The sequence below is a fragment of the Streptomyces sp. NPDC046939 genome (assembly GCF_040644575.1).
GTDB lineage: Bacteria > Actinomycetota > Actinomycetes > Streptomycetales > Streptomycetaceae > Streptomyces.
Genome location: NZ_JBEYWV010000022.1, coordinates 95,736 through 114,585 on the forward strand (window position 1 = coordinate 95,736; position 18,850 = coordinate 114,585).

The 18,850-nt window shown below is 70.9% G+C and carries 15 protein-coding genes; 5 read left to right on the top strand and 10 right to left on the bottom strand.

Translation table 11 applies throughout. The annotated features are described in order from the left end of the window. Positions 1–2: 2 nt before the first annotated feature. Entirely contained in the window at positions 3–1,631 is a 1,629-nt protein-coding gene (locus tag ABZ877_RS24000) for a glycosyltransferase family 2 protein (RefSeq protein WP_361074515.1), read from the top strand. A 54-nt stretch (positions 1,632–1,685) separates the two neighbouring features. On the opposite strand, the gene ABZ877_RS24005 is transcribed toward ABZ877_RS24000, so the two are convergent. The 4 genes from ABZ877_RS24005 to ABZ877_RS24020 form a co-directional block, all read right to left on the bottom strand. After that, positions 1,686–3,329, bottom strand: coding sequence for a glycosyltransferase family 2 protein (locus ABZ877_RS24005; protein ID WP_361074517.1), 1,644 nt, complete (start codon positions 3,327–3,329; stop codon positions 1,686–1,688). Beyond that, a complete protein-coding gene (locus tag ABZ877_RS24010) occupies positions 3,293–5,587 on the bottom strand; it encodes a bifunctional glycosyltransferase family 2 protein/CDP-glycerol:glycerophosphate glycerophosphotransferase (protein ID WP_361074625.1) in 2,295 nt (764 codons plus the stop codon). Before ABZ877_RS24010 ends, ABZ877_RS24005 begins: the two co-directional genes overlap by 37 nt. A gap of 34 nt (positions 5,588–5,621) precedes the next feature. Further along, positions 5,622–7,619 (bottom strand): PIG-L family deacetylase, encoded by a 1,998-nt coding sequence (locus ABZ877_RS24015; protein WP_361074519.1) that lies wholly within the window; start codon positions 7,617–7,619, stop codon positions 5,622–5,624. A gap of 152 nt (positions 7,620–7,771) precedes the next feature. Beyond that, the gene (locus ABZ877_RS24020; RefSeq protein ID WP_361074521.1) at positions 7,772–9,262 is read right to left on the bottom strand and encodes a glycosyltransferase; all 1,491 of its coding nucleotides are present in this window, start codon (positions 9,260–9,262) and stop codon (positions 7,772–7,774) included. Positions 9,263–9,632: 370 nt separating this feature from the next. On the opposite strand from ABZ877_RS24020, the gene ABZ877_RS24025 reads away from it, so the two are divergent. Together ABZ877_RS24025 and ABZ877_RS24030 are read left to right on the top strand one after the other, a co-directional pair. Beyond that, entirely contained in the window at positions 9,633–11,027 is a 1,395-nt protein-coding gene (locus tag ABZ877_RS24025; protein WP_361074522.1) for a DUF6056 family protein, read from the top strand. Positions 11,028–11,132: 105 nt separating this feature from the next. Further along, complete coding sequence (locus ABZ877_RS24030) at positions 11,133–11,924, top strand: hypothetical protein (protein WP_361074524.1); 792 nt, start codon at positions 11,133–11,135, stop codon at positions 11,922–11,924. Positions 11,925–12,060: 136 nt separating this feature from the next. Here the strand turns inward: ABZ877_RS24030 and ABZ877_RS24035 are convergent, their stop codons facing one another. Then, entirely contained in the window at positions 12,061–12,585 is a 525-nt protein-coding gene (locus tag ABZ877_RS24035; protein ID WP_361074526.1) for a DUF6584 family protein, read from the bottom strand. Between the two features lie 139 nt (positions 12,586–12,724). Beyond that, positions 12,725–13,033, bottom strand: a complete 309-nt coding sequence (locus tag ABZ877_RS24040; protein ID WP_361074527.1) for an Atu4866 domain-containing protein — start codon at positions 13,031–13,033, stop codon at positions 12,725–12,727. Between the two features lie 231 nt (positions 13,034–13,264). On the opposite strand from ABZ877_RS24040, the gene ABZ877_RS24045 reads away from it, so the two are divergent. Next, the gene (locus tag ABZ877_RS24045) at positions 13,265–14,797 is read left to right on the top strand and encodes an MFS transporter (protein WP_361074529.1); all 1,533 of its coding nucleotides are present in this window, start codon (positions 13,265–13,267) and stop codon (positions 14,795–14,797) included. A gap of 57 nt (positions 14,798–14,854) precedes the next feature. On the opposite strand, the gene ABZ877_RS24050 is transcribed toward ABZ877_RS24045, so the two are convergent. Both ABZ877_RS24050 and ABZ877_RS24055 read right to left on the bottom strand, forming a co-directional pair. After that, a complete protein-coding gene (locus ABZ877_RS24050; protein WP_361074531.1) occupies positions 14,855–15,160 on the bottom strand; it encodes an HIT domain-containing protein in 306 nt (101 codons plus the stop codon). A 466-nt stretch (positions 15,161–15,626) separates the two neighbouring features. Then, positions 15,627–15,848 (bottom strand): hypothetical protein, encoded by a 222-nt coding sequence (locus ABZ877_RS24055; RefSeq protein WP_361074533.1) that lies wholly within the window; start codon positions 15,846–15,848, stop codon positions 15,627–15,629. Between the two features lie 136 nt (positions 15,849–15,984). On the opposite strand from ABZ877_RS24055, the gene ABZ877_RS24060 reads away from it, so the two are divergent. Further along, a complete protein-coding gene (locus tag ABZ877_RS24060) occupies positions 15,985–16,236 on the top strand; it encodes a hypothetical protein (protein WP_361074535.1) in 252 nt (83 codons plus the stop codon). Between the two features lie 66 nt (positions 16,237–16,302). Here the strand turns inward: ABZ877_RS24060 and ABZ877_RS24065 are convergent, their stop codons facing one another. Beyond that, the gene (locus ABZ877_RS24065; RefSeq protein WP_361074536.1) at positions 16,303–17,670 is read right to left on the bottom strand and encodes a Fic family protein; all 1,368 of its coding nucleotides are present in this window, start codon (positions 17,668–17,670) and stop codon (positions 16,303–16,305) included. Positions 17,671–17,821: 151 nt separating this feature from the next. Further along, complete coding sequence (locus ABZ877_RS24070; protein ID WP_361074538.1) at positions 17,822–18,673, bottom strand: DUF4253 domain-containing protein; 852 nt, start codon at positions 18,671–18,673, stop codon at positions 17,822–17,824. Between the last annotated feature and the right edge of the window lie 177 nt (positions 18,674–18,850).

Sequence of the window (18,850 nt, forward strand, 5' to 3'; positions counted from 1 at the left end):
CCATGAAGCACGCAGACCCCTTCGCACCCGGACGCGTCAGCGTCGTGGTGATCGTCCACAACGACGCCGGGTGCGTCGCGCACGCGGTGCGTTCCGCGCTGGCCCAAGGAGAGTCGGTGGCCGAGGTCGTGGTCGTCGACGACGCGTCGGCCGACACGACCCCGGACACGCTGCGCGTCCTCGCGGCCGACAGCCGGGTGCGCGTGGTGACCAGGGAGCACAACAGCGGCGGCTGCGGAACCCCGCGCAACGACGGGCTCGCCGCCGCGCGCGCCGAGTACGTGATGTTCCTCGACAGCGACGACGCGCTCGCGCCCGGCGCCGTCGACGCGCTGCTCGTGGCGGCGGCCGCGCACCGCGCCGACGTCGTGGCCGGCCGCTGCCTGCGCCGGGAGCTGCCCGACGGACGGACGACGGTGTGGCAGCCGCAGCTCTTCGACCGGTCCGCGGGCGCCGACCTGCCCGGTCGGGTCGTCGAGGGCATCGGGCAGCGGCCGGAACTGCTCTGGGACACCCTGGCGGTGAACAAGCTCTACCGCCGGGACTTCCTCACGCGGCGCCGCATCCGCTTCCCCGAGGGCGCCTTCCCGTACGAGGACTTCGTCTTCACCGCCCGTCTCTACGCCGCCGAGCCCCGCCTCGCGGTCGTGGAGCGCCTCGTCTACATCTGGTACGTCCGCAGGCAGGCCGCGGACCTGTCCGTCTCGCTGCGCCGCGCCACGATCGCCAACTGGCAGGAGCGGATCGCGGCGCACCGCCAGGCGGTCGAGGTGCTGCGCAGCGCGGGACACCGCGGTCTGGCGGCGACCGCGCAGGGCAAGTTCCTCGACCACGACGTGCCCATGTACGCCAGGGAACTCCCGCTGCGCACGCGGGCGTACCAGCACGAGTGGTGGCGGCTGACCGCCGACTATCTCGGCACCTTCGACGCCGTCGGGTACGCCGCCGCGCGCGTGCCGCACCGGTGGCTCAGCCGCGTCATCGAGGCACTGGACGAGCCCGCCGACCTGGGAAGGCTGGTGGAGCTCGCGGCCCGGCCGCCCCGTCTCGCCCCGCCGTACAGCGAGGCCGGGTCCGCGCCGGCGTTCGGCACGGGCGCGGCCGCCGTACCGCTGGCCGGACTCGACCAACTGGCGGCGCACGAACTGCCGATCGCCGTGGACGGCCGGCTCACCCTGGGCCGGGTCGCCCGGCTCGCCCTGCGCGTCCACGACCTGTACGGCCGGCTCGCCGCCCTGGAACCGCGGACGGTGCGGGTCGTTCTGCTCGAACGGTCCGGAGCACTGCCCGAGTACGCGGTCGAGGCGACCCTGGTGCCGGAGGAGGGCGGCTGGCGCGCCGAGGCGCCGCTGCGCATGACCGAGCTGACCGCCGCGAAGGAGCTGACGGCCTGGAGCCTGTCGGCGGAGGTGCGGTGCGCGGGCGGGGAGGTCGTGCCGGCCGGTGTGCGGGCCCCGGCGGCCGGTCAGGCGCGCCGCCGGGTCGTCGTACGGCTGGGGCGTCCGCTGTTCGTGCAGGTGCACGTGGCGCCCGGGTCGGCGCTCGTACTCCGGGTGGTCGACAGCGCCCGCGGTCTCGGCCGCCTCGCTGAAGGGCGCGTCCGCAGGCTGCGGCGGCGGTTGCGCGGTTGAGGCCGTGGACCGTGCCGGGTGCGCGCGTGGCGGGCGCCCGGCACGGTCGCGTCGTCACGGGGTGCGGTGCGCGAGCGCGCGCAGCCTCGTCAGATGGGGTTCGGTCCGCGCCAGCAGGCCGGTGCGCCTGAAGGTGATTTGCAGGCGGCCGCTGCCGTGGCCCTCAGGCTCGACGGTGACGAGGTGCCCGCCCGGCCCCCGCCGGCGCAGGAGCTCCTTCTCGAACGGGGGGAAGTCCAGCGGGGCGAGCAGGATGCCGGTGTGGTGACGTCCGTGCTCGTTCAGGACGAGCACCGGATGGCGCCGCCCGGCGAACCCGTGCTGCGGCAGCGGGACCGCCGCGAGATCGAGGGTGACCGTCCCCTCGAAGAGGCCGGGGCGGACCGGTCCCAGCCGGAAGGAGGTGCGCAGGCGCTTCTTGCCCGGCGCGAGACACACCGTCGCCGCGACCGGTCCCACCGGCAACTGCAGCCCGGGGTCGTAGGTGCGCACGTCCAGGACGACGCGGGACCCCGTGCCCGGGGCGACGCGGGTGATCTCGTGCCGCAGCAGAGCCGTGCGGAACGGCCGGGTGCGCAGGCCGAGATCAGTGAGGTCCAGTTCACGGGCCGCGTCCGGACCGGCGGGGCGGACCGGCCCCCAGTGGACACGCCCGTCGGAGCCCCATGTCACCTCGCGCGGGCCGACCTGACGGCCCAGACCGCGCGCGGCGAGCCGGGCCTCCTCGTACCGTCCGTCGCGCACGAGCTGGACGACGACGCGCTGGTCGCGTGGCAGGCGCTGGAACGCCTGCGGGGCGAGCGTGGCGAGATAGGGCGTGATCTCGGCGCCGAACTCCTCGATCCACTCCGTCGGCCGGTAGGGGAGGTCGCCCAGGTACATCCGCAGGTCGTGCTTGAGGAACTTGAAGTCCTTGTCGACGGCGATGTCTTCATGGCCGCTGTCGCGCAGGAAGGCGTCGACGCGCCGGGCGACGGCGATCCGGTCGCGGACGTTCTCGATGCGGTGGCGCTGGTTGGAGAGGGACCGCGCGCCGGCGGCCTCGTACGGTGCGATGTGCCAGCGGTAGACCGGGTCGGGGACGACGGTGAAGGCGCGGGCCAGGCAGTACGCCTGCGCCGAGAACAGCTGGTCCTCGTAGTGGAGGCCGACGGGGAAGCGCAGCGTGTGCCGGTCGATGAACGCCTTACGGTACATCTTGTTGGTCGACAGATGGTCGAAGAGCACGCCCGGTTCCTCCCGGACGCCGCGCACGGTGCGCCGGTGGCCGAACAGGTGCGGGTGCCAGAGCGTGCGCGAGCCGGTGTCGGTGCGGACCCGCTCGGTGGCCCCCATCGCGAAGTCGGCCTCGTCGTCGGCGCGCAGCGCGTCCAGGAGGATCTCGCAGGCCCGGGCGGGCAGCACGTCGTCGCTGTCGAGGAACATCACGTACGGCGCCCGGGCCCGCTCCAGTCCGGCGTTGCGCGGGGCGGAGCAGCCGCCGCTGTTGCGCGGCAGCCTGTGACAGCGGATACGGGCGTCCTGCGCCGCCAACTGCCGTGCGACCTGCGGGGTGTCGTCGGTGGAGTGGTCGTCGCAGACGATGATCTCGATGGTGCGCAAGGTCTGGTCGCGGCAGGACTGGACGGCGCGCCGCAGCCGCTCGGCGTCGTTGTAGCCGATCACGATGACGGTGACGTCGGGGGCAGCCCCGGACATGGATCCTCCGGTGGGGAGCTGTGGACGAGGGCGGCGGCCCGTTCAGGGTCCGGGGCGGGCGTGCGCCGGTCGAGCGGGGTGATCGGGGGGACGCCCGGCTGTCCGAGGAAGACGTGGCGCACGACCCGCTCGGCGGCGTGTCCGTCGTCGAACTCGCAGAACCGGCGCCGGAACGCGGCGCGCCGCAGCGCCGCTTCCGCACCGTTCCAGGAGCCGTCCTCGAAGAGCCGCTCGATCGCGTCCTGGGACGAGGCGACGGCGCCGGGGGCCTCGCGGGGGAGGTCGAAGTAGACGCCGCGGGTGACCGCGTAGGTCTCCCAGTCGTCGACGTGGAGGACGATCGGGCGGTCGAGGTTGGCGAAGTCGAACATGACCGAGGAGTAGTCGGTGATGAGCGCGTCCGACGCCAGGCCCAGCTCCTCCACGGAGTCGTAGCGGGACACGTCGACGATTCTCCCCTCCCGGTGCAGCTCCGTGAGCGGCGAGGGGCCGCGGTCGTAGAAGTAGTGGCCGCGCACCAGCAGCAGGAACTCCTCGCCCAGGGCGCCCGCCAGCCGTCGCAGGTCGAGGCGCGGGGTCCAGGCGGACTCGTAGTCCCGGTGCGTCGGCGCGTAGAGCAGCGCCTTCCTGCCCGGTGCTATGCCCAGGCGCTCGCGGACGCGCAGGACGTCCTCAGCTCCCGCGGTGTAGTAGAGGTCGTTGCGCGGATAGCCGTAGTCGAGCGAGGTGAACGGTACGGGGTAGGCCCGCGTCCAGACCTCGGTGGAGTGCCGGTTGGCGGAGACGCTGTAGTCCCAGCGGGCGCACCGCTGGAGCAGCGCCTCGTAGTCCACGCCGCGTGAGGTGGCCGGAAAGGGCGCCTGGTCGACGCCCATGCGCTTCAGCGGGGTGCCGTGATGGGTCTGCAGATGGATCTGGCCGGGCCGCTTGACCACCGAGTCGGGGTAGTTGACGTTGTTGACCAGGTACTTCGCGCGTGCCAGCACACTCGCCCACCTACGGGAGCCGGGCGCCACGCAATCGGTGCCCGGCGGAACCAGCGGCATGTGCTCACGCCGGACCACCCACACCTGCCGTATCGACGGCGCGAGTTCACCGAGGCGCGCGGAGATCGCGGCGGGGCTGCACAGGACACCCCGGTCCCAGTACGCCGAGAACACGGCGAGGTGCTCGTCGAGCGGGCGGTGCAACTGTTCGCGGTACAGACCCTCCCGCGCCGCCTCGGCGCCCTTCCGTTTCGCGGTGGCGGCGAGCGTGCGCACGTCCCGGCGTCTGCGGTTGGCCACCTGTGAGGCCCGGTAGCCCGCGTACGAGCCGCGTTCGAGCAGGGCGTGGCGCACACCGTTGAGACCGGCGGGGCGCTGGTAACCGGCGGGCTTGTAGCGCGCGAAGTGTGCGCCGGCCCGCCGGAGGAAGGCCGCCTGCTCCGCCGCCGGCGTCCCCGGCAGGGCGAGGACCTTCAGGTAGCGGCGCACCATCCCGCTGAAGACGATGCGGGCCTCCTCGGTCCTCGGCGGCCCCGAGGCGAGCAGCCGCCACACCTCCTCGTACTGCGGGAAGAGGTTGAAGTACGTGTCCGCGACCGGTGGTGGCTCGTGCCGGGTGCGGGTCAGCAGCACCGCGTCGGTGACGGCGATCCGTTCGGCGGCGAGCAGTGAGCCGAGCGCGGGAAGGACCTCGGTGCAGGCGTCCTGGCCGAACAACTCCCGGTGCGCGGCGTAGAAGTCGGCGCGCAGGGCCCGATTGGCGAGGGTCGGCGTCAGGTGCAGGGTGCGGGGGCGGTCCGCGAGGGCGAAGGCCGCACGGTCGGGGGTGCACAGCAGCCGCTCGTCCTTCCCGGCGGTGATCCGCTGGTTCCAGGCCACGTCGGCGTGGTCGAAGGCGATCACATCGGGGTTGCCGGTCTCCTCGGCGCGGCGGGCCAGCACGGTGAGCGCGTCCGGCGCGAGCGTGTCGTGTCCCTCGATGAACAGCAGGTACGCGCCGCCGGTCAGCAGCGCACCGACCGCTCGCGCGGCACCGGCCGGCCGCCTATGGGGGAGCCGCACCGCCCGCACGCGCTCGTCACGCTCCACGTACTCGTCGAGGATGGCCCCGGTGAGATCCGTCGAGCCGTTGTCGACGACGACGACTTCGACGGCGCCCACCCCGGGGGAACCGTTCAGGGCACTGTCGAGGCACGCGCGGAGGAAGCCCTGTGCGTCGACGGCGGTGACGACGACACTGAACCCGCCTGTCGCGTTGGCTTGTTCGATGATGGGTTCTCCTAGGGGGGAGGCTGGGCGGTCGGTCTCAGGCGCGGGGCGCGAGCTGCGGACGCCAGATCCACGGCGTGGCGTCGGGCGCCATGCCCACGACCGACGCGGGTTGTCCGGGCGGCGCGAGGAGGGACGGTGAGCCCACGGCGAGCGGATGGGCCGGATCGAGCAGCGGGCGGTCGTGCGGGGACGTCCCGTACTGGATCTGCGGCCGGCCTCCGTCGGCAGTGCCAAGGAGCACGGTGACGGCACGCCGCTCGCCGGGCGGTACGGCTGTCCGCGCGGTGATGTCCCCGTAGCCCGCGAAGTGGGGGAGCGCGGTGCCCGCCGGACGGGCGGAGGCGTCGTACGCGTACGGGGTCGCGGTGGCCGAAGCGCGGTAGACGAGGTCGATGTGTCCGTCGGGTCGCAGCACGGCGGACGGCGGACCGTCGGGCGGCGGATGCCCGGTCGGCGCGCGGAAGGTGACCGGCCCGCCGGGACGGCTCTGCGCCCAGTGGTGCACCGCATCATGACCTGCCGCGTACACGTGGATGCGTTCTGCCCCGTCGAGGAGGACGGTGAGTCCGTCCTGGACCTGCCCGCCGCCGAGGTGCAGCCAGGGGCCCCAGCGCCCGGAGGTGTCGCGTATGCGCGTGGCCAGGCCCTGGGCCGCGGTACGGGCGAAGACGTGGACGCGGTGGTCCGGTGTGGCCACGGCGACGGGGCAGCCCACGTGCCGCCCCCTGACGGCGTCGCGCTCAGGGGCGCCGAGCCCTCGCCAGGCGGCGAAGCGGCCGTCCGGTCCGCGCTGCTCCAGGACGACGACCTCCCGCGTGTCGGCGCGGCCCTGGCCGTCCAGGGCGGAGAAGCGCAGGCCGAAGAGGAGATGCCGGGCGGCCGCGTCGGTCACCGCGGACAGGGCGGGGGCGAGCGGTCCGCCGCCGAGGTCGTCCGGGGCGCCGAAACGCCCGCTGCCGGGCCTGGTCTCACGCCACCGGACGGCTTTGGTGCCGAGCACCCCGTAGGCGACGGTCCTGCCCGAGCGGTCGACGAGCGGTGCGGGGGACGGGCCCGGGTAGCGGGGGTGGGTGCTGCGCGCCCAGCCTTTGCGGCTGGTGAGGGCGTGGGTGCCGCCCTGGCTGTAGTCGCCGCAGCCGGCCGGGTCCTCGCAGGGCCAGTTCGGGGCGCCTCCGTAGGCGGCGATGTAGTGGACCTTCCGTGCCAGCACGGCGGGCGGGAGGTTGTGGGGCCAGCGCTGGTTGTAGTAGCCGCGGTAGGAGGTGGTGGTGAAGCGCGGGGTGGGTCCCTCGCGACGGTCGGAGTCGGCCACCCACTGCGCGATCGCCTTCCAGGTGAACAGGGCCGTCGGGGTGTGGTCCCGGTGATCGGAGAAGTGCGGCTGGTCGCTGCCCTTCGGCTGGGCCGCGTCGTGCACCTGGTAGTCGGGGTCGGGGTCCATGGTGTGGATGACGGTGGGCCGCAGCCGGGCCATGAGCCAGGCGAGGACGTCGACCAGGGCTTGGTGGTCGTAGGTGTACGTGTGCGGCACGGGGGAGTCGGTGGCCCGCAAGGTACGCATGACGGTGCCGGGTATCTCCCACAGCGCGGGCAGGCGTGTGCCGTGGGCGCCCCGCATCGCGATGTTGAGGAAGACGAGCTGGGCCCGGCCGCCGCCCGTCGCGAGGCTGTCGGTCTCCGCCGCGATGCCGTGCGGCAGGGCGAGGACCGTGCGCTCCCAGGTGGTGAAGGGGTCGCGGCCCAGCATCTCGGCGTAGGCCTGGCGCATGCCTTGCTGGCGGGCGCCGGAGTACCCCGGCTTGTCGGACGTCCCCGGCAGCGGCTCATGAGCCGCCCGGTTGCGGCCCGCGGCCTCCCCGGCCGTGACCACGACGGTGACCACCGGCACCCCTGCGGCGAGGAGTTGCAGGCAGTCGGGGTTCATGAAGAACAGGTCGTCGTCGGGGTGGGCGATGACTTGAAGGAGCAGGCTGCGACCGGCGGGGGCGAAGGCGTTGGTCGCCCGTGGGTCCTCGGCCCGCACGGGCGTCACTCGGGCAGTGGGACGCCCGGGTCCGCATGAGACGAGCACGGCGGCACCGAGCGCGCCGAGGCCCCCCGCGAGCACATGTCTGCGTGTCGCCGGACGCGCCAGAGCGCCGGACGCCTCGTCATCACCGGGGCCTCCCGCCCGCTGTGGCGCCGTCATGAGCTCTGCGGCTCGTGGTGGCGGTCGCTCTCCAGCGGACCGGGGTCACTGGGCACGAGCATCCAGTTGGTGTCGTGGCGACGGGAGCGCGCGGTACCGGAGTCGATGGCCCAGCGGGCGACCAGGAAGGAAAGGGGCGTGGCGAGAACGCCCGCGCCCAGAGCCGTCACGTTCTTCCCCGTCCCGAGAAAGTGGACGCCGAAGAAGAGCAGCACACCGCTGGCCGTCATGGTGACGAGACCGGAAAGCGGAAAGCGGAGAAACGCCTGCCAGGTCGGCTGTGTGCGGCAAGTGAGATAGCTGTTCAGGAGGAACGACCCGACGAGACTGACCGCGAAGGCGACGACATGCGCGATCAGATACGGAATCCGCTGATTGAGCCAGGCGTACAGCGTCAGGTACACGGCTGTGTTGAGGACGCCGATCATGACGAACGTCAAGAACTGCCGTACGGTACGGACTTTGTCGGACGGCCGATTGATTGACGGGAGCGGTGCGGACGTCCGTACGGCCGACGGCCCGTCGACGGCGGCTGCGGAGTCGATGTGGTTCCCGAGTGGATATGCATCGGTTTCGCGTACCACGTAGAGCGGACGGCGTTTCGCCTCTCCGTAGATGCGGCCCACGTATTCGCCGATGACACCGAGCGTGGCGAGCTGAATTCCGCCCAGCGCGACAATGGCGATCAACAGGGTGGCGAAACCAGGCACCTCCACGCCGTGCAGGACCACGTCCCCGGCGATCCACAGCGCGTACGCGAAAGCCGCGCAGGCCAGGGCGATCCCGGCGTAGATGACCAGGCGCAGAGGGCGGCTGTTGAACGAGATGAGGCCGTCGATGCCGTAGTTGAGAAGGTGCCGACCACCCCATTTGGAGCGCCCCGCGGCACGGTCGACATTGTGATAGGTGAAGCTGGTGGTGTCGAAACCGATCCAGGAGAAGATCCCCTTCGAGAACCGGTTGGCCTCCGGCAGCGCGAGGACCGCGTCCACCGCCCGGCGCGACAGCAGCCTGAAGTCCCCCTCGCCGTCGACGACATCGACGTCCATGCAGCGCCCGACGGCCCGGTAGTAGGCGCTGCTGAGCGTCCTGCGCAGCATTCCCTCGCCCGACCGGTCCCGGCGGGCCACGACCTGGTCGTAGCCGTGCGCGCGCAGTTCCAGCATGCGGTGCAGCAGACCGGGCGGATGCTGGAGATCGGCGTCCATGAGGGCCACGGCATCGCCCTGCGCCATGCGCAGCCCGGCGAGCATGGCCGCCTCCTTGCCGAAATTGCGACTGAATGACGTATAGCGAACACGGGGGTCCGCTGCGGCGAAAGAGCGAAGGCGCGTGCGGGTCGCATCGCCGCTGCCGTCGTCCACGTAACAGACCTCGAAAGTCCGTCGGGTGGAATCCAGGACCGACATCAACGCGCTGTGAAATGTATTGATCACCTCCTCCTCGTTGAAACACGGCACGACAACGGAGATCTCACACGCTTCCATCGGTCACCTCAGCCGGTGCGAGTGCGGCCATTTCCCGGCCGCGAGCGTCATCATGGCGCGGCTCGTCAAGACGAAGGTAAGAAAACGGTCCGGGTTGGTGTGACCTCTGCGCGCCCGCTGGAGAGGAAACGCTCCGGCGTGATGAAACCGAGGACATCGGCAAACAATGCCGCTACCGGCTGAGCGAAGGGGGCGGCCTGTGGTCCAGGCGCCGCAGTCATCTGTTGAGGTCCGAACCGGCGAGAGCGACGGCGACGTCCGGCCGACGCCGACGGTGGGTCGGACGAGCCGGGCCGGGGGATGGGCGAGGGCTTCGGGGAGGTCATGGGCGGGTGCCTGGACGGGAGCCTGGGCTGGGCTGCTCTGCCTCTTGCCGCTCGGCGTGCTCGCCTTCGCGGGCGCCAACGCCCGCTTCGTACGCCCCGGCGGCGACGACTGGTGCTTCCTGCCGGTGGTCCGGGACGGCGGACTCCCCGCGATGGTGCACAAGTTCTACTTCCTCGACAACGGACGCGTCACCAACGCCGTGCTGGTCTGGGCCTACGCGCGCTTCGGCGACCCGGGGCAACAGTGGTTCGCCCCCGTCAGCGGCGCGCTCATGCTCGTACTCCTCTGGGCCTTCGCCCTCGCCGTCCTCCGCGCCGCGCGGCTCACGGTGCCCCGGGGTGTGCCCCTCCTGGCGGCCTCCATGACGTCGGCCCTGTTCCTCCTCGGCTCACCCAACACGTACAAGACGTTCTACTGGCCGGCCGCCTCGGTGTCCCACACGCTGCCCCCGGTGTTCGCCTGCGCCGCGGCCGTCCCCGTACTGCGGGCGGCGTCGCGGCGCGCGAAGATGCTTGCCCTGCTCGTGACCGCCCTTGTGGGGATGGCACTGGGTCTTCTCTCAGAAGAAACCAGCGTCGTCGTGTCGACCGTCCTGGCGTGCGCGCTGCTGGTGAGCGCCCCCCTCTTCCCGGAGGCGCGCCGCCGGTTCCTTCGATGCTGCTGCTCCGCCGGGATCGTCGGCGTCCTGCTCGGCACGTGGATCCTGTACACGTCACCGGGGTCGTTGAACCGCCGGACGCGGAAGCACTCCTCGACGATGTTCGACTCCGACTCGCTGCTCGCGTCCCTGCGCGGCTTCCGGGAGATCCTGCACGCGCTGCTCACCACATGGCCGTATCTGGGGGCGGTCGCGGCGGGTGTCGTGCTTGGTGTGCTGGCGCGTGGCTCCGGGCGGGGGACGGGTGGACTGGGCGCACCGGATGGATCGGGCATCGGGAGGAAGGACGGCCTGGTCGTGGCAGCGGGTGTGTGCGCCTTCCTGGTCTCCGGTTACGCGTGCACGGTCATCACCTATCCGGTCTTCAAGCAGGAAGTGGTGACCTCGACGCGGCTGTGGAACGACTACCTGCTGCTCTACGTCCTGCTCCTCACCCACCTGGGCTTCCTCGCCGGCCGCATGCTGCGCGGCCGTCTCCGGTACGCAGGACCGGCCCTGGCCGCCAGCGCCGTGACGTACACGGTGGTGTGCGCCGCCCTCGCGATGTCACTCGCGGGACTCGAATCCCGGATGGTCACACGTGCGCACGACTTCGACCGGCAGAACCGCTGGATGCACAGTCAGGCGGCCGCCGGCGTACAGGTCCTGCCGTACAAACGGCTGCCCTTGAGCGAGATGACCGAGCCGTTCCGCCACGGCGGCAGGGCGACGTGGCCCGCGTCGTGCATCGCCGACTACTACGGGGTCCGGCGCATCACGCAGGCTTCCGAGCTGCCCTGAACGGCGTGAAGGCGGTGGGTTGTTGGAAACACCTGCACCACAGCCCGCAAAGGCCTCGCAAAACGGTTGGGGGCACGCACCGGCTGCCGTGCCAGGGTGCGGGTCATGAGCGCACAGCACGTCCTCAACCACCGGGACGATCCTTCCTCTGCCGCCGCCCACGCCCGCCGCATGGCGAACAAGGTGCCGGAGGTGACGGCGTACTTCTGGATCATCAAGGTGCTGACCACCGGCATGGGGGAGACGGCGTCCGACCTCCTGGCCAAGACCCTCGACCCGGTCCTCGCGGTAGCGCTCGGCGGGCTCGGGCTGGCCGTCGCCCTGACGCTTCAGTTCACCGCGAGGCGTTACGTGCCGTGGCTCTACTGGACGGCGGTCGTCATGGTCAGTGTCTTCGGCACGATGGCCGCCGACGTGCTGCACGTCCTGCTCGGCGTGCCCTACGACGTCTCGGCCCCGCTGTTCCTGGGCGCCCTGGCCGCTGTCTTCGCACTCTGGTACGCGAGCGAGCGGACCCTGGCTGTCCACACCGTCCGCACCCGGCGCAGGGAACTCTTCTACTGGGCGGCCGTCCTCGCCACGTTCGCCCTCGGCACCGCGACCGGGGACATGACCGCGTCCATGGGGCTCGGCTACCTGGGGTCCAGCGCCTTGTTCGCCCTCGCGATCTGCGTTCCCGCACTCCTTCGGCGGGTTGGTGTGCTTGGCGCGGTGGCAGCGTTCTGGAGCGCCTACGTCATCACCAGGCCGCTGGGCGCCTCCCTCGCCGACTGGATGGCTCTTCCCTCCGCCCGCGGGGCTCTCGCGCTGGGGCTCGGGCCGGTCACGTTGTCGTGGGCGGTGGCCATCTGTGGGTTGGTCGTCTACTTGAGCGTCTCGAAGAGGGACGTTCGGTAGTGAGGGCGTCGCGGGGTGGGGCACGGTCGCTCGCCCTGCGACGACTCAGAGGTTTCGAAGCGAGTGATGTGGGGTGATGCCGGAGCAATTTCGGAGCGCTTCTGGAACGATTCCGGAGCGCGTCCGGCGCGACGAGTCAGTCGAAGAGGGAAACCAGCCCGATCACCCAGACCACCAGGAACAGAACCACCAGCACCAGACAACCGACGCCCGCCAGCACACCGCCGACCGTCCACCGCTCGGAGACATCGTCCTGCCCCGCTGGATTGCCCTGGTAGGAGGCGGGGTCGTCCCAGTCGACGGGGCGCCCCAACTCCTCGGCGCAGGCGTCCCGTACGGCGGCGAGTTGCTCCCGCGCGAAGAAAGTGGCCGCGTCCGCCTCCCGGCCGCGCCAGGCGAGGGCCGTCATCCGTCGCCCGGAGGGCCGGTACCGTGCCTCGAACGCGGCGGTCTCATCGGCCGCACGGTCCTCTTCGAGATACATCCAGCGCCCTGCCTCGGCGGCGTCACCGTAGAGCCGGTACACCTCAGCCAGCCGACGACGGAGCGACAGGTCGTGCGGGAAGGACGAGACGAGACCGCGCAGTCGTTGGCGGGCGAGGGGAGTTCGGCCGGCGGTCAGGTCCGCGTCGACCTGGGCCAGGGTCTCTTGCAGGGGCATGTGCACATGATCAACTACCGTGCAGATCCACGTCGACCGGATTTGGCGGGGCTGGTCGGTCGATTCAGTCCGTTCCGCAGCGGCGCCTTCCTCTGCAGAACACGCTCGAGCTCGGTACGGCGCGGTCGCCAGTGCGCCCTCACGAACGCCTCTCCGGCCGGTGGTCGTCGCGGTACAGCACGAGGTGTTCGTGGTAAAGGACGCCGTCCCGGATGTCGCCCGTGGCGGTGAAGCCGGTGTCGTCGACGTAGTCGAGATGGTTGCCGCGGACCGTGTACCGACCTGTGTACGCGCTGCGCCGCTCCCCGCGCGCCTCGTCGTAGCGCCCGTCGGGCAAGAGCTCCTGACGGATGTAGCCGTCGGCGGTGACCCACATGCCGACGACGTCGGCGTTCTGGATGTCCCCGATGCCCTCGGTGTCGCGGCCGCCACGCGTATCGCTTGCCATGAGGTTTCCCTTCGTCGGTGGAGCACAGGTGTGATGCCCGACCGAGTCTGCGCAGGTCAGCGAAGGGCCACCAGGGCGCGTGCTGCCTGGGTGCGACACACCCAGCCTCGCCAGGCAGATGGCTGGCGGCGGCCGTCAGCACCTAGCTGTGACTGGACCTCAACCGAACTTGACGTTCTACGTTCGTCGCCGTCCCCGTAGTCCCGTTGTCCCGTACGGAAAGGGCCCACGATGAGCGCAGCCGACACGAATTCCCCTCCGCCGGGGGCTAGCCCCGGCATGACGCTCGCCGTCGTGCTGCTCGGTGTGCTCGTCGTACCCATGTCCATCTCTGGAGCGGCGGTCGCGCTTCCCGACATCGGTAAGGATCTGGACACCTCCGGTGCCCCGCTGATGTGGGTGGTCAACGTCTACAACCTCCTGTTCGCGGCGGTGACGCTGGTGGCGGGTTCGCTGGCCGACCTGTTCGGGCGGCGCCGGGTCTTTGTCCTCGGCGGTGGCCTGTTCGCCTCGGGGTCCTTGGTCAGCGCGCTGGCCCCGTACATCCTGCTGCTGGATGCGGCGCGGGCCGTCGCGGGTGTCGGCGCGGCCGGAGTGCTGGCCAGTGCGGGCGCCATCCTCGCGACCACCTTCGACGGGGCGGCGCGTACCCGGGCGTTCGCGGCGATGGGCACCGTGGTCGGCGTCGGCATCGCTTTCGGTCCCACGCTCTCGGGATGGTTGGTCGGCAGCCTCGGCTGGCGTGCCAGCTTCCTGTTCTACGTGGTGGTCCTCGCCCTCGTCCTGCTGGGCTCGGTGCGGATCGCCGAGTCACGGGCCGACCGGCGGCCGCAGGTCGACGTGCCCGGCGTGATCACCTTCGTACTGGGCCTGGCCCTGGTGATGGTGGGCCTGGTCCAGGGCCCGGAGAGCGGCTGGGGCCATCCGCTCATCGTGACCAGCCTGCTGCTCGGCGTCGCTCTGCTCGGGGCATTCACTCAGGTGGAGCGGCGCAGCGACCACCCGGTCCTGGACCTGACGTTGATCAAGAACCGGCGCTACACCGCCTGGTGCGTCAGCACCCTGATCACCTCGGTCGGCTTCGTCGGCACGCTGACGTTCTTGCCGACGTACTTCCAGGGCGCGAGCGGTGCCTCGGCGACCGAAGCGGGTGTGACCATGCTGCTGATGACGGTGCCGGTGCTGATCGCGCCGCAGTTCGGTGGTTGGCTGATCACCCGGGGCTTTCCACCACGGGTGCTGATGGCGCTCGCGCTGTTGCTGATCGCGGCGGGCAGCGGCTGGCTAACAGTCCTGGAGCCCGGAATTGGCGCGGGCCGCCTGTTCGGCCCGCTGGTCATGGTCGGCGTAGGGATGGGCGTCTCCTTCGGCATCACCGACGGGCAGGCCATGAGTCAGGTCCAGCCGGAGCGGGCCGGCATGGCCGCGGGCTTCCTCAACACCGTCCGGGGCGGCGCCGAGGCCCTGGTCCTCGCCGTCTTCGGCTCCCTCTTGGTCAGCCTCCTCCACAGCCGGGTCGGCTCACTGCCCCTGGCCAAGGAGATCGCGTCCGGCAACCTGCCCGACGGCCCCGAACACGCCGCCCTCGCGGGCCACTTCACCAGCGCCTGGCACATCGCCCTGTGGTGGGTGGCGGGCGTTTGCGCCCTCGGCGCGGTCCTGGTGTTCGCACTGCTCGCCGGTCCCTCCAGGCGTGAGCGGGCGGGACACTTCTCCGAGCAGAGACGCGAAGACCGCGTCGAGGCCACGGTCCCGGAGCCCTGATCGAGTGCTCGATTCCCGGCTGGAACCGACGGCGACGGTTGGGCGCGGGAGCGCGGCTCAGTTCGCCGCTGACCTCAGCCGTTGAACGAGCGCGGCAACCTCCGGCTCACCGCCTCGCGGCGCAGAGGGCCACTCGTCGACGCGGTCCCACCAGAACTCACGTGGAGTGCCCGGATAGCGGGGAAGGAGGTGCACATGAAGATGAGGAATGTTGTCGCCGATCACCGCCGCATACACGTGCTGGGCGCCACAGATATCGCGCAGCGCTCGGGCGCCCCGCATGCACCAAAGCCCCACGCGCTGCGCCTCCTCCTCGGTGAGATCCGCCAACCCACTCGCGTGCCGGCGCGGCTCGACCAGCAAGTGCCCCAAGTAGACCTCGCCTTGCGGTCCACGAGCGTGAGGCGACTGGTGGGAAACCACGACAAGGTCGTCTTCCCATACCGATCCTCCAGGCATGAGGGCCTGGCTGCGGTGGATCCTGCAGACCAAGCATTCCGCCGACGTGCCCTCGTCCGTCATGGCGCAGAGCATGCCCGTGGTGGAGGCGTGACGGCCAGGAGTGCTGCCGGTCACCCGTGAACCTTTCAGGACAGCACCACGTGGACCACCCACACCAATGGGAACACCATCCAGCTCTACCAGTTCGTTCAGCGGAAGTGGCGCTGCCGCTGTCTGTTGACTGGTTGGCCGACGTGGTCGCCTGTGTCAACGGCCAGTTGGCGCCGCTGCTCGGCGCGAGGGAGATCGCACAGTCGCGGCACCGGGCAGTCGAGGTCGGCGGTCTCGTGCGGGCGTCAGCGACGGGGGCCGGAGGCCTGCCGCGCGGTTACGAGCTTTCGGGCCCCTCGTAGTTGGCCAGGGCGAGCCCCAGCGCGAAGAACGTCGGCGCCCATTCTCCGACGAAGATCCCCCACCGGTCGGCGCGCTCCGTACATTCGCTGCGGTTGGAGGTCACCCAGGAGGCGATGGCCAGCCCGATAGAACCGACCCCGGCACAGTAGGCGTGCTCGCTCGTGACTCCGGCCTCGTGCAGCTTCTTGACGATCATGATCTCTCCAGCGGTGTGGGGTGGGCTCGTGCACGGCGTACGCGGTGACGAGTACCTGCGCTACTTATTCGGTACGAAACGGTCATATGGATGCATCAAGAGGATCGGCGCTGATCGCCACATTGCGGGATCTCGGATGAACGGTTGGTGGGACTGCCTGGAGGAACGCACCCGCCGGGAGGTCGACGCCGACGTGCTGCGCAACCACCGGTTGGCGGCCGTCCGGTCCGTGTGGAACGCCCTGCGTTCTGTGGGAGTGGGCCTGCATGAAGCCGAGCGGGTGGTAAACGCGCGCTACGAGGCTCTGAGCTACTGGGTGCAGCGCACGCCGCCCGATCCGCTGGACCTGCCCTACCGGCCAGCCGCCGTCGGGGGCTCCAGCGCCTGAGGCCCGGCCACTGCGGCTTCGCCCTGCATGCGGACGGACTACCGTCCGACCTGCCGACGCCGAACGTCAGTCGACGCAGGCGCTGTTGCGTCGGGTTTCCGTGAGGTGGACGTCGATGTATTGCGTGAGGATCGATGCGTCCTGCGGCTCGTCGGCCTGGAAGGCGACCCGGCGCAGCAGGCGGACTCCATCGAGGGCGACGCCCTCGCGAGCCAGGACGAAGACGAGGGCGAGGAACGCGGAGCGGGCGTTGCCGTCGTCGAAGGGGTGGAAGAAGCACACGTCGAGGTAGGCACGTGCGGCCCGGGCGGTGAGGGGTACGGGCCGCTCGGCGTGGCGCGCGCTCTCGGCCAGACAGGCGTCGAGGCGGACTCGAGTGTCCGGGCCGACGCCGTAGCGTTCCCGGCCCCCCTTGGCGAACGCCGGCAGGTGACGGAACGGCGGCGGCTGCGGTGTGCCCAGGACATGCTGTTGCCAACGCTGGAGCAACTCGAAGTCGAGCTCGGCGCCGCGCGCCGCGTCTGCTCGCAGCAGCTCCAGCGCGGCAAGCATGCCCCGTGCACGAGCGGGATCCAGAGCGCCGTCGAAGGCACGCACGTCGTCCGCGGCGCCATCGCGCGACGGGGTCAGCGGCGCGTCCCCACCGCCGTCCGGTGCCTCCTGCCATGGCACGGTCTCGCGCACGGCGAGCCAGCGTTCGAGGTGGTCCGGGACGGGTTCGGCGGATCGTGCGCCGTCGTCCGGCCGCAGCGAAAGCGCGAGCCGCTCCGCGACGTCATCAACCAGCACCGTATCGGGGGCTGTCCAGCTCGCGAACCGCCCGCCGATCGCCTCGTCGACCAACTTCTGGGCAACGTCCGGCGCGACGTCCCAGCGACTGAGGAACCAGGTGAGCACTTGACGGCAGTGCCTGTGCCAGCCGCTGCCGCAACCGGTGCGGTCGCTCACCTGCAGGATCAGGTTCCGGGCGGCACGCTCCCACAAGATCCGCTGGTCCTCGATGTCGGCCAGGCCCAACGAGTACGCCTCGAACCACCCGGCCAGAGCCTCCAGCCATGCGCGCCACTCGCACAACGCCTCCACGACTCGGGTGAGCGTCTCCTCAGGCACGGTGATCGAGTGCTGCGGGCAGCACCAGTTACCGACGGGCCCTCCGTCGAAGTCGCACTCATCGTGCGCCCAGCGCCAACCTGCGGTCCTGCGACCGTAGTGCTCGGCGAGAGCGTGCGACATGGCGTCGGCCCAGGGCTGTCCCTCGTCCCAGCTCCAGGCACTCATAGCCGGGTCGCCGAAGGGGGCGTCGGGGCGGCTGGGGACTTCCCGGGCGGGCCCGAGCGACCGCACCACTTCCGGTGCCGACGCGCCGTCGAAGAGATGCTGGGCCGGATCCACATCTTCCCAGGTCAGAGAAGTGGGGGCCAGTTCGACAATCACCGCGCGAGCCTGCCTGTTCACCCGACTGCTGTTCAAGCGATTTATCGCGAGACCCGGGAAGGTGTGCGGGGTCCCCGCAGGCGGACGGCACTCCACTGCCTTGGAGAACGGGACGACAACCGCTCGCGGTCACACACCTGCTGCGCGGTGCTCAGTCCCACCAGAAGTACCAGTTCTGAGCGCCGGCGATGCGCTCGGCGTATGCGGCCAGTGTGTATGGCGCGTGGCCCTGCCAGATGGTGTCCGGGCAGAAGGCGAAGTGCTCGGCCGCGACCCGGAGAGCCTCGTCCTCATCGGCAGGCGGCGAGGCGACGCTGAGGTGCAGCGTGGAGAAGCCGACTGCGACGACCCGGGCCCCGAACCGGTGCTCCCAGTCGCGGACGACCGCGGAGAACTTCGCGGTGTCGTCGTAGTTGCAGGGGCCCGACCAGCCCACGGCCGTCAGCGCCTCAGCACCGGTTGCCGCCGCGACCAGCCCGAGTCGCGCCTGGGGGCGGTCTTCGAGGAAGTGTTGAGCGAACTCGGCGGCCAGTTGATCGGGGTTGGTCGCCGACTCCCGTCTCGGCGCCGGACCGGGCCAGGTCTGTCCGAAGGGAGCCGTGACGGCAGGGCGCCTGTCGGCGTCGAGCATGTCGTCATCCTCATCATTCTCACCGTCCTCGTCGTCCTCGTCGACCGGCGTATAGGCATTCCACCACCGGGCGAGGAGGCCGGCAGGGTCGTGGCTTGCCGGGGAGGACATCTGGTCGGGGAAGAGCTCTCCGGAGCCCCACGGACGGAAGTCACTGTCGTCCGGGTTCAGCGAGTCGAGCAACAGCGGCCACAGACCGGAGCGTTGGTGTTCGGCGTGCAGTCGCGTCCACAACCCGCTCGACGCCGGTCCGTCGCTGAGCCACAGGGGCTGTACGTCTCCGTCGCCTTCGTTGGACGTGACCAGCCGGCCGGGCGGGAGGGTCCCCACAGCGAAACCGGCGAGCCGTTCGGTCAGATGTCCCCTGCGCATGGTGGGACCCTAACCGCGTGCACTGACAAGCACCCCGAGCAGCGAACAGCGGTTGCCGAGGGGGCGGCCACTCAAGTGGGTGAGGCGTTTCCGGACTATTACGTTCCGCTGGACTGGTACGGCTGCACGGGTGTCGGCCGCCTATTGCGGGCAGTATCCGGCTCCCCTGTGCCCGGT

Excerpts from the sequence above, each read along its gene's own strand:
- ABZ877_RS24045 (WP_361074529.1), top strand. The coding sequence starts at position 13,265 with ATGAGCGCAGCCGACACGAATTCCCCTCCGCCGGGGGCTAGCCCCGGC.
- ABZ877_RS24040 (WP_361074527.1), bottom strand. The coding sequence starts at position 13,033 with ATGGCAAGCGATACGCGTGGCGGCCGCGACACCGAGGGCATCGGGGAC.
- ABZ877_RS24070 (WP_361074538.1), bottom strand. The coding sequence starts at position 18,673 with ATGCGCAGGGGACATCTGACCGAACGGCTCGCCGGTTTCGCTGTGGGG.
- ABZ877_RS24060 (WP_361074535.1), top strand. The coding sequence starts at position 15,985 with ATGAACGGTTGGTGGGACTGCCTGGAGGAACGCACCCGCCGGGAGGTC.
- ABZ877_RS24030 (WP_361074524.1), top strand. The coding sequence starts at position 11,133 with ATGAGCGCACAGCACGTCCTCAACCACCGGGACGATCCTTCCTCTGCC.
- ABZ877_RS24035 (WP_361074526.1), bottom strand. The coding sequence starts at position 12,585 with ATGCCCCTGCAAGAGACCCTGGCCCAGGTCGACGCGGACCTGACCGCC.
- ABZ877_RS24005 (WP_361074517.1), bottom strand. The coding sequence starts at position 3,329 with ATGTCCGGGGCTGCCCCCGACGTCACCGTCATCGTGATCGGCTACAAC.
- ABZ877_RS24055 (WP_361074533.1), bottom strand. The coding sequence starts at position 15,848 with ATGATCGTCAAGAAGCTGCACGAGGCCGGAGTCACGAGCGAGCACGCC.
- ABZ877_RS24020 (WP_361074521.1), bottom strand. The coding sequence starts at position 9,262 with ATGGAAGCGTGTGAGATCTCCGTTGTCGTGCCGTGTTTCAACGAGGAG.
- ABZ877_RS24000 (WP_361074515.1), top strand. The coding sequence starts at position 3 with ATGAAGCACGCAGACCCCTTCGCACCCGGACGCGTCAGCGTCGTGGTG.